The 6,811-nt window shown below is 66.7% G+C and carries 7 protein-coding genes and 1 pseudogene; 5 read left to right on the top strand and 3 right to left on the bottom strand.

Annotated features, from left to right (window positions below; translation table 11 throughout):
• The 5 genes and pseudogenes from AB4Y43_RS03440 to AB4Y43_RS03420 form a co-directional block, all read left to right on the top strand.
• A pseudogene (locus tag AB4Y43_RS03440) lies at nucleotides 1-104 on the top strand (IS110 family transposase); the annotation flags it as partial.
• A 12-nt stretch (nucleotides 105-116) separates the two neighbouring features.
• Nucleotides 117-713, top strand: a complete 597-nt coding sequence (locus AB4Y43_RS03435; protein ID WP_368727037.1) for a branched-chain amino acid ABC transporter permease — start codon at nucleotides 117-119, stop codon at nucleotides 711-713.
• Nucleotides 714-716: 3 nt separating this feature from the next.
• Complete coding sequence (locus AB4Y43_RS03430) at nucleotides 717-2,576, top strand: ATP-binding cassette domain-containing protein (RefSeq protein ID WP_368727036.1); 1,860 nt, start codon at nucleotides 717-719, stop codon at nucleotides 2,574-2,576.
• On the top strand, nucleotides 2,567-3,328 hold the full coding sequence (locus AB4Y43_RS03425; protein WP_069265811.1) for an ABC transporter ATP-binding protein: 762 nt from the start codon (nucleotides 2,567-2,569) through the stop codon (nucleotides 3,326-3,328). Before AB4Y43_RS03430 ends, AB4Y43_RS03425 begins: the two co-directional genes overlap by 10 nt.
• A gap of 176 nt (nucleotides 3,329-3,504) precedes the next feature.
• Entirely contained in the window at nucleotides 3,505-4,293 is a 789-nt protein-coding gene (locus AB4Y43_RS03420; protein WP_368727035.1) for a helix-turn-helix domain-containing protein, read from the top strand.
• Nucleotides 4,294-4,320: 27 nt separating this feature from the next.
• Here the strand turns inward: AB4Y43_RS03420 and AB4Y43_RS03415 are convergent, their stop codons facing one another.
• Genes AB4Y43_RS03415 through AB4Y43_RS03405 form a run of 3 tightly spaced genes read right to left on the bottom strand, consistent with a single transcriptional unit; the run spans nucleotide 4,321 to nucleotide 6,733 of the window.
• Nucleotides 4,321-5,220, bottom strand: coding sequence for a LytR/AlgR family response regulator transcription factor (locus AB4Y43_RS03415; protein ID WP_368602382.1), 900 nt, complete (start codon nucleotides 5,218-5,220; stop codon nucleotides 4,321-4,323).
• Nucleotides 5,217-6,359, bottom strand: a complete 1,143-nt coding sequence (locus AB4Y43_RS03410) for a histidine kinase (protein WP_342949042.1) — start codon at nucleotides 6,357-6,359, stop codon at nucleotides 5,217-5,219. Before AB4Y43_RS03410 ends, AB4Y43_RS03415 begins: the two co-directional genes overlap by 4 nt.
• Nucleotides 6,356-6,733 carry a DUF2306 domain-containing protein gene (locus AB4Y43_RS03405; protein ID WP_368727034.1) on the bottom strand — a complete coding sequence of 126 codons (378 nt, stop codon included), beginning with the start codon at nucleotides 6,731-6,733 and terminating at the stop codon, nucleotides 6,356-6,358. The genes AB4Y43_RS03410 and AB4Y43_RS03405 overlap by 4 nt, the downstream gene beginning before the upstream one ends.
• Nucleotides 6,734-6,811: the final 78 nt, after the last annotated feature.

Genomic DNA, 6,811 nt, shown 5'->3' with positions numbered 1-6,811 from the left:
CGAACAAGGTTGTTCTGGTTGCCTGCATGAGAAAGCTGCTGACTATCCTCAACGCCATCGCAAAAACAGGAAAGCCGTGGGATGAATCCATCCACACGGCTTGACAGGTAAGACAGTTGCTCATTACGGCGCTAGCCGTTTCTCTGCTGCTGGAGAACGGCGTCCTGATTGCCTACGGCGCGGGCTTTCGTACGTACCCGCACCTGCTCACGCATACGGGCTTCGACGTTGCGCAAGTGCACATCACGTTCGCGCAGATCGGCATTATCGCGGCCAGCTTCGCGCTGATGATCGCGCTGTATCTGTTCGTACACCATACGTTCGTCGGTACGGCCATGCGCGCGCTCGCCATCGACCAGGACGCGGCGCGGCTCATGGGCATCGACGTCGAGCGGCTCATCCAGCTCACGTTTTTCATCGGTTCGGCGCTCGCCGCGGTCGCCGGCGTGATGGAAGGGCTCTTCTACACGCAGATCAACTTCTTCATGGGCTTCGTGCTCGGGCTGCGCGCGTTCACGGCGGCCGTGCTCGGCGGCATCGGCAATATTCCGGGGGCGATGGTGGGCGGCTTCCTGATCGGTTTGCTGGAGGCGTTCGGCGCGGGATATGTCTCCTCCCAATGGACCGACGTGTTCGTGTTCGGTGTGCTGATCGCCGTGCTCGTGGTGAAGCCCACCGGGCTATTCGGCGAACGCGTGGTCGAGAGGATGTGAGACATGCGCGCGCGGGCCACGGACACTTCATGGGTCGTTTCCGGCGTGCTGCTCGCGTTGGCGATCGCGCTGCCCAAGTTCGCGAGCGGCTATGTCGTCGATGTCGGGCTCACCATCATCACCTACGCGATTCTGGGCCTCGGATTGAACATCGTCGTGGGCTATGCCGGGTTGCTCGACCTCGGCTACGCTGCATTTTTCGCCATCGGCGCCTATACGACGGCGCTGCTGGAAACGCTGCTGCACTTCTCGTTCTGGGCGACGCTGCCGTTCAGCCTGGTGTTCGCGGGCGCTTCCGGCGTCGTGATCGGCTACCCCACGCTGCGCCTGCGTAGCGACTATCTCGCCATCGTCACGCTCGGCTTCGGCGAGATCACGCGCATCGTCGCCACCAATCTCGACATTACCGGCGGCCCGAACGGCATCTACGGCATCGAGCCGCCGAACCTGTTCGGCTTCGAATTCAGTTCGCCGCGCTCGGTGTATGTGCTGGGCATGGCGTTCTTCATCGTCGTGCTGGTGTTCGCCGTGCGGCTCGGACGCTCGCGCCTCGGCCGCGCTTGGACCAGCATCCGCGAGGACGAAGCCGCCGCCGAAGCGGTGGGTGTCGCGACGCTGCGCGTGAAGATGCTCGCCTACGTGATCGGCGCACTGATCGGCGGCCTCGCGGGCAGTCTGTTCGCCGCGCGCTTCGGCACGATCGACCCCACGGCGTTCACCTATCTGCAGTCGGTGACGATTCTCATCGTCGTCGTGATGGGGGGGCGCGGCAGCATTCCCGGCGTGATACTCGGCGCGCTGATCGTCGCGGGGCTGCCGGAAATGCTGCGCTTTTTGAACCTGTGGCGCATTTTCGGCTTTGCCGTGGCGCTCGTCGTGCTCATGTTGTTGCGTCCGCAAGGATTGTGGCCGGCGCGCGTGAGGCGCGCCGCGCCGCGGCCCGAAGAGGAAACGGTGGCGCACGAAGCGGAAGCCGCGGAAGCGGCGGGCAAGGAAACCGAGGCGGCCGTTTCCCTCGCCGATAGCGGCGGCCTCGAAGCCGCCGCCGCGCGCGAAACCCTGCTCGAGGTGCATGACCTCGAGCGCCGCTTTGGCGGCGTGCGCGCGATTGGCGGCATTACCTTCCAGGTGCGCAGCGGCGAAATTCTCGCGTTGATCGGCCCGAACGGCGCGGGCAAGACCACGGTGTTCAACTGCCTGACGGGCGTAATCCGGCCGAGCGGCGGCCGCCTCGTCTGGCGCGGCGAGCCGCTTGGCGGCGGCGCGCCCCATCGCAACGTGCATCGCGGCATTGCGCGTACGTTTCAGGGCATTCGCCTGTTTAACCATATGAGCGCATTCGAGAACGTGCTGATCGGCATGGATCATCGCCTGCACACGGCCCTCGTAGCGGAACTGGTGGGCACGCGCGCCGCGCGCGCCGAAGCCGCCGAGCACGGCGCGCTCGGGCAGCGCTGGCTCGATCTGGTGGGGCTCGGCGCGCGGGCGAGCGAATATGCCTCGGACCTTCCCTATGGCGATCAGCGCAGGCTGGAAATCGCCCGCGCGCTGGCGAGCCAGCCACGCTTGTTGCTGCTCGACGAGCCCGCCGCCGGCATGAACCCAACCGAAAAGCACGCGTTGATGGCGCAGATCCGCCGCATCCGCGACCTGGGCGTGACCGTGCTGCTGATCGAACACGACATGGCGCTCGTGATGGGCGTGTCCGACCGCATCATCGTGATGGACCATGGCGAGATCATTGCTCAGGGCACGCCCGCGCAAATCCAGAACGACCCGGTGGTGATCGACGCCTACCTGGGCACGGCGGAGGAAGACGACGGACCCGACGCCACGGACGGGGAGAAGTCGCTATGGGGGTAGAGACGTCCGACAAACTCCTCGACGTTCGCGACCTGCGCGTGAACTACGGCAACATCGAAGCGCTGCACGGCGTTTCGCTCGATGTCGAGCCGGGCGAGATCGTCGCGCTGCTCGGGGCCAACGGCGCGGGCAAGACCACGACGCTGCGCACCATCTCCGGACTGCTGCGTCCGCGCGGCGGCAGCATCGGGTTCGAGGGGCAGGCGCTCGTCGGGCTGCCGTCGCATCGCATCGTCGCGCTCGGGATCGGGCACGTGCCGGAGGGGCGCCGTATTTTCGGCGGGTTGACGGTCGAGGAGAACCTGCGCCTGGGCGGCTACCTGTTGCGGCGCGATGCCGGCGCGCTCGATCAGGGCATTGCTCAGGCATACGAAACATTCAGCCGGCTGCGCGAGCGCAAGGACCAGCTTGCCGGCACGCTGAGCGGCGGCGAGCAGCAAATGCTCGCGATTGCGCGCGCGCTCATGCTCAAGCCCAAACTCGTGCTGCTCGACGAGCCTTCCATGGGGCTCGCGCCCAAGCTCGTGCGCGCGATCTTCGAAGTGATCGCGCGCATCAGCCACGCGGGCACGGCGGTGCTGCTCGTAGAGCAGAATGCGCGGCAGGCGCTGCGCATCGCGAACCGCGCCTATGTGCTGGAAGGCGGCCGCGTGGCGCTCGCGGGTTCGGCCCATGAACTGGCCGACGACAACCGCGTGCGCGCCACCTATCTCGGCGGCAGCGCGGCGGCGCAGGAGGGCGGGGCCGTCTAGGGCACCAGATCGGTTCTCTGGAACATTCATTATCCATAGAGAGAATCATTATCGTTCGCATTAGCAATTATTCATCATCCGATGCAAAATACGAGACACAGCGATTGCCGACGCATCGGGCATAAATTGCGCAAAACCGGCATTTATCTGGAAAATGAGCGAAGGAATATTCGATCGTGGATCAAATATGGCGGCGACCGCTTGAAATCCCGCACCGCAAGCTCGAACGGCCAATCGTGGCGGCAAGCTACCAGTACGACGCTGCCCATAAGGGATCGTGGCTTTCGCACGATCAGGGGCGGTTCGTCTTTACGGAGAGCGGGGTGCTGCGTGTGACGACGCCCAGCGGCATGTGGACGCTCGGGCCGCAGCGCGGGCTGTGGATCGCGCCGCGCGTGCGCCACGAATTGATCGCGACGAGCGCGGTGAGCCTGCATAGCGTGTCGTTCGAGCCGCAGGCGTCGCCGTGGCCGGAATCCGCATGCCATGCGATGCGGGTTTCACCGCTGTTGCGCGAACTGGTGGCCGCGTTGGTCGAAGACCGCGAGCGCGGCCCGGAGTGCCGCTACGCGCTCATTACGCCGCTGTTGCTCAGCGAAATGCGCAATGCGCGCGAGGCCTTAGGCGGCGGGTTGCCGCTGCCGCTCGACCGGCGCTTGCGGCAGATTTGCGATTTCCTGCTGGCGGCGCCTGCCAACGGCGACTCGCTCGCGACCTGGGGCGAGCGCGTGGGGGCAAGTGAACGCACGCTCGCGAGGCGCTTCAAGGACGAGACCGGGTTGACGTTCGGCCACTGGCGCCAGCAGCTGCGCATCGTCGAGGCCGTGTCGAGGCTCGCCCAGGGCGTGCGCGTGGCGGAGATCGCGGCCGAGCTCGGCTATGCGAATTCGAGCGCGTTCATCTCCATGTTCCGCAAGACGATGGGCGAGCCGCCCCAGCGGTATTTGAAAAGCGAGCCGCGTTGAAGGCGTTTGCCGTTCTCGTGGCGCGCGTCACATCTGCTTGAACAGGTGTGCGTACTGGCGGCTTACATCGAGAGCGCCCGCGTGGCCGCGCAGCCTCAACGTCATCTTCCCGATCGCGCTGACCGAGGCGCATTCCACCTGATCCACGTTGACCACCGTGCCGCGGTGAACCTGCCAGAAGCGCGCCGGGTCCAGTTGCGCGGATAACTCTCGCAGGCTCGTGCGGATCAGCAATTCGCCGCTGTGCGTCGTGACCACGACATATTTGTCGGCTGCTTCGAAGTACAAAACATCTTCCACCGGCACCATGCGGATGTCGTTGCCGCTCGAGGCGCGCAGATATCGCAGCGGGGCCCCGCGCGGGGCGCTTTCCGCATTGCCCGCTCGTGCACCGGCGCGCGCTTCGCGAACGTCCTGGGTGATCGTTTCGAGCTGGCGCAGCACGCGTTGCAGATCGGCCTGCATCTGCGGCGCCTCGGCGTCGTTTGCCGCCGATCGCGCGAGCCGGGCGCGCAGGCGCTCCACCGTCCGCGCGAGCCGCGCAGTCTCCACGGGCTTGAGCAGATAGTCGATGGCCGCGGCCTCGAAGGCTTCGAGGGCATAGGCGTCGTAGGCGGTCACGAACACGATTTGCGGCGGCGCGGCGAGATTCGCGCACGCGCGCGCGACATCGAGGCCGGTCGCGCCCGGCATGGCGATGTCGAGGAACGCGACGTCGGGCGTCAGCGCGCCGATGCGTTCGATGGCTTCCTGGCCGTTGCCGGCCGTTGCCACGATGCGCAGTTCCGGCCACGCGGCGGCCAGTTCGCGTTCCAGGGCGGCGGCGATCAGCGGCTCGTCCTCGGCGATCAGTGCGGTCGGGGTGTCGGGCGAGCGGTGCGAGGCGTCGCCGTGTTGCGCCGTATCTGCGGGCGCGTGGCGTTTCATGATCGGGACTCCTGCACGCTTGCACCAACCGTATCGCGCAGCGGCAGCGGCAGCCGCACCCGCGCAACGAGGCCATGCGGCACGTTCTCGATCAGCGTGAGCGCTGCCTGCTCGCCATAGAGCGCCGCGAGCCGCTCGCGCACGTTCACTAGCCCGACGCCCGCGCCCTGGGTGCCCGGCGTCGCGCCAAAACCCGGGCCCGTATCGGTCACGCTCAGCTCGACATGGTCACCGTCGCGCCGTGCGGCAACGTCGATTCTGCCGCCCTCGAGCGCACCCTGGATGCCATGCTTGAGCGCGTTCTCCACGAGCGGCTGCAACAGCATGGGCGGCACCGGGAGGTCGGCGCAATCGTGCGGCAGGTCGAGCGCGTAGGCAAGGCGCGGGCCGATACGCATGGCATGCACGGCGAGCATCGAGTCGAGCACCTTGAACTGCACCGCGAGCGTTTCGCTTTGCGCGCGCGAGGCCTCGAGCGTCGCGCGCAGGAAGCGGTTGAGGCTTGCGAGCAGTTCGCGCGCACGCGGCGGGTCGGACGCGATCAGGCTGTCGAGCGTCGCCAGCGTGTTGAAGAGAAAGTGCGGCTCGATCTGGGCCTGCAGCGCCTGCAGGCGCGCGCTGAGCGCCGTGCGCTCTGCGGCTTCCTTTTGCCATGCCGTGCGCGCGACCTGTTCGCTCAGCTCGGCAATGCGCGTGCGCGACCAGCCATACCAGGTGACCAGCAGCGTGGCGGTCAGCGCGATCCAGCCGGTGAGCGCGAGATCCTTCGTCGCGAACGCGTTATGCAAGCCGATTCCGAGCACCACGCTCGCGATGCCGCGCCCGAGCGACGCGCCGAGCACGATGGCGAGCACCATCGCCAACGCGAGGCGCGGCCCCGTGAGCGCATTGTGGCGTTGCAGAAAGAAGCGGGCGACGTCGAGCAGCAGCATGATCGAAAGCCCGATCGCCTGGCTGAAGACGAGGTTGTCGATGAAGCGCTCGTGAACGCCCGCAGCGGTGAGCGCGACCGCAATCAGCGCATTGCCTATGACGACGATCACGCCCTCGCGCGCGAACCCGGCGAGCAGGACATTGGCCGTCGGCGCGGGGAGGCGGGCGGCGGCGTTCGGAAACTCGACGTGCATGCCAGGAATCATGCGAACCAGCTCGTGACGATGAGGTTGAGCAACCGGTGCGGCGTCGCAACGGCGGCAAGACCGGCCGCGATGAGGCTGAAGAACGAACCGCGCATGGCGAGGCGATGGCCGCGGACGTTGCCGTGGCGGATCGCCCAGATGGCGCGCCCGACGCTTACGAACGTCAGCAGCGACAGGCCGTGCACCCAGGACAGATGCCCCGGATGCAGCTCGCGGATATCGAACGAGCTGAGCGCGGCGGTAAGCATCGTCAGTGCCCAGAGGCGGCCGAGCCACTTGTGCCGCGCGCTGCCCTTTTCGGCCAGCATGACGGCGGTTCCGAGTATGACAGAAAGTGTTGCGGCGACGACGTGCGCAGCAATGATGGCAGACATGCTGGCTCTCCATGGCGGGTCGAGCGGGGGCGATGTCTGCAGTGTGGTGAATGGGGGCGGGGCGGGCGAGGGGGATGC

It is taken from the genome of Paraburkholderia sp. BR10872, from assembly GCF_040965835.1.
Classification (GTDB): domain Bacteria; phylum Pseudomonadota; class Gammaproteobacteria; order Burkholderiales; family Burkholderiaceae; genus Paraburkholderia; species Paraburkholderia nodosa_A.
The sequence above is the reverse complement of the archived record's forward strand: the minus strand, read 5'-3'. Positions and strand labels throughout refer to the sequence as shown.

What these genes read in the sequence shown, in the direction of transcription:
- AB4Y43_RS03425 (WP_069265811.1), top strand. Translation starts at nt 2,567, where the DNA reads ATGGGGGTAGAGACGTCCGACAAACTCCTCGACGTTCGCGACCTGCGC.
- AB4Y43_RS03405 (WP_368727034.1), bottom strand. Translation starts at nt 6,733, where the DNA reads ATGTCTGCCATCATTGCTGCGCACGTCGTCGCCGCAACACTTTCTGTC.
- AB4Y43_RS03430 (WP_368727036.1), top strand. Translation starts at nt 717, where the DNA reads ATGCGCGCGCGGGCCACGGACACTTCATGGGTCGTTTCCGGCGTGCTG.
- AB4Y43_RS03410 (WP_342949042.1), bottom strand. Translation starts at nt 6,359, where the DNA reads ATGATTCCTGGCATGCACGTCGAGTTTCCGAACGCCGCCGCCCGCCTC.
- AB4Y43_RS03415 (WP_368602382.1), bottom strand. Translation starts at nt 5,220, where the DNA reads ATGAAACGCCACGCGCCCGCAGATACGGCGCAACACGGCGACGCCTCG.